At 65.7% G+C, this 2,184-nt stretch carries 1 tRNA gene and 1 pseudogene; one reads left to right on the top strand and one right to left on the bottom strand.

The features are described from left to right. Window positions 1-647 (top strand): annotated as a pseudogene (locus tag ACH107_RS32210) (hypothetical protein); the annotation flags it as partial. A gap of 347 nt (window positions 648-994) precedes the next feature. Here the strand turns inward: ACH107_RS32210 and ACH107_RS32205 are convergent. Further along, a tRNA-Ser gene (locus ACH107_RS32205) sits at window positions 995-1,084 on the bottom strand. Window positions 1,085-2,184: the final 1,100 nt, after the last annotated feature.

Raw genomic sequence — 2,184 nt, 5'->3', positions numbered from 1 at the left:
CCGCCCTCGCGCCCTGCGACCTTGACGCCGCGGCGGCTGACCTCGCCCCCGCGCCGGACCCGGACACGTTGCGCCGCGTGGCGGTGCATGAAGCCGGACATCTGCTTGCCGGACACCTCTTCGGCGCGCCTGTCGCGCAGCGGGCCATTCTCCGGGCCGGCGGCGGGGCGGTCGAGCGGCCCAAGCATGATTTCCTGACCCGAGCGCGCATCGATGCGCTTGTCCGGACCTGCCTCGGCGGACGCGCGGCCGAAGCGATGATGTTCGAAGAGGTCTCCAGCGGCGCGGGCGGCGGCGCGGACAGCGATCTCGCGATGGCCACCCAGCTTCTGACAGATGCCGAGATGCGCCTCGGGCTTGGCGACGCCCTGACCTGGCACTCGCCTGACATCACCGCACGGCTGCTCGCGCAGCAGTCCCGGACACGGATCGAGGACACCCTCCGGACAGCCGAGGCCGAGACGCGCGAGGCCCTGAGCCATCACCGCGCCGCGCTGGAGCGCATCGCCGAGGCCCTCATCGAAACGCGGGAGCTTCACGCCGAAGACCTGGCAAACCTTCTTGATCAGGTGATCCCGGACAGGACCACGGAGAGCGCAGATCGTGTTGAGACCAATGAACTCACTACCCAAACGTCAGGGGCATGACCCAATAAGCCGGACACAATCCCCACCAACCCGAAGGGCTCCGGACACCCGTCCGGAGCCCCCGCGACAGGGCCGCAGGCCCTGCGCGCGCACGTTTTAAAAAATCCAGAGACCACACACCCAACCCCCGCCGCGCCCAAAGGCGGCGGGAAGACCAGGACCATCATGCTCCGAAAAGGCAGGCCCCATGGACACGTCCGGCCCGACACGCCCGCTGACTCGATCCCCGCAATCCGCTAGGCTCCGACCAACGGTACAGCCCAAGCGCCAAAATGTACCGCGTTTCGTACCTTGACCACCCAACCGGGCAGAAAGTTGAACGATATGAGTAGTTTGCACGAAAGATGTGGCGGAGCGGAAGGGATTCGAACCCTCGAGACGGTTTCCCGCCTACACACTTTCCAGGCGTGCGCCTTCGACCACTCGGCCACCGCTCCGCCGTCGGTAGTAGCCAAAAACGCTGGGGTGACGCAAGGGGCTAAGCAAAACTAGTGGTTCGGATAGGTGGTCCGTATCATGATCGACCAGATATGAGGACATGGTGGGTTCGCGGGCTGGTCTTGATCTCCCCAACCGTCTGGCGCTTGCCCCATTCCGCCACGTCGCGGGAGTGATCCCCAAATCCCGGCCCACCGCATAAGGCAAAGCCTGATATTGCTGTATTTTAACTCTCATGGCGTGCGTGGCACCCCCGTGACGGCAGGGTCCCACCGGTTGGTCCAAGAGGCCGCGCGCGTAGCCCTCGGGGTGGCGTGAGCCGCGCGGCCGGTGGTGACGCTGGCGGCCTCTTACACCATACGGTGCGACCCTGCTTCGCGACCGCGCGCGCTTGCAGGGGAGGATTTCGCGACAAAGCGCTGCATTTTCCCGGTCGTCCTCGGTACGCGCGCGGGGGGGGGAATACGGGCGCGGCAAACCTGCCCGTCAAACAAGTAGCGGTCCGGTCGCCTGGGCAAGCCTCGACCGGCGCGCCGTGCACCGGGTGCGATCAGGAGTTTGCGATGATGCGAAGCGGTTTTGAGGCGCGGCCCGCCGCCCAAGTGCGCGGACCGGATATGCCGACCAGGAACAGCATGCCCCTTTTGCCCGGCAGCACCGCTGATCCCAAGGCATCGAGGCTTCAATCCGTTGAAGCCCCGCCGCCGCCCATGGCAACCCGTTCAAGCGATCAGGGCGCTGTTCCGTCAGGGCCCGTCCCGCCCACGCGCGCCATACTTTTTTCGTAGAATCCCTTAAGCCCCCGAGGGTCCATGCCCCACGTCTCGCAGCCTTCGCAGCCTCAGGCCGCACCATCGACGTGGCAAGAAGGGTCCTGGTCCGGCCCTGATGCGCCGGAACGCGGGCAGGGCGGTCTTGCCGTTTTTGCAGCACGGGCGGCGCGCGGTGCGCTCTTGGCCGCGCTGTCGGGGCTCATGTCAGTTTTGACGTTGCTGGCAAAGTGGGTTGGGGCACGGTTTCCTGAGACAGTTCATAGCGCTAATTTTCCATCGAAGGAGAATGGACCATGGACGACAAGAACAGCTCGACACCTGGCGCG

It is taken from the genome of Roseovarius halophilus (ex Wu et al. 2025), assembly GCF_047086965.1.
This window is presented reverse-complemented; position numbering and strand designations above follow the sequence as displayed.